Raw genomic sequence first — 387 nt, forward strand, 5'->3', positions numbered from 1 at the left:
GTTATACGAATCCGGCAGAATAACGGAAGCCGCGTGTATGGCTCATGCCCGGAGAAAAATCCACGATGTGCATGCAAGAGCGCCCACCTACATCACCACGGAAGCCCTGCAGCGTATCGGTGAACTGTATGCCATCGAGGCAGAGGTCCGGGGCTGTTCAGCAGAACAGCGTCTGGCGGCAAGAAAAGCCAGAGCCGCGCCACTGATGCAGTCACTGTATGACTGGATACAGCAACAGATGAAAACACTGTCGCGTCACTCAGATACGGCAAAAGCGTTCGCATACCTGCTGAAACAGTGGGATGCACTGAACGTGTACTGCAGTAATGGCTGGGTGGAAATCGACAACAACATCGCAGAGAACGCCTTACGGGGAGTGGCCGTAGG

1 protein-coding gene is annotated in these 387 nt (G+C 54.8%); it reads left to right on the forward strand.

What is annotated here, in order from left to right:
* Positions 1-387: IS66 family transposase (locus OGY15_RS00040; protein WP_286537202.1), on the forward strand; the 387-nt coding region annotated here is incomplete at both ends.

The organism is Citrobacter sp. Cu231, from assembly GCF_030332265.1.
Lineage (GTDB): Bacteria > Pseudomonadota > Gammaproteobacteria > Enterobacterales > Enterobacteriaceae > Citrobacter > Citrobacter meridianamericanus.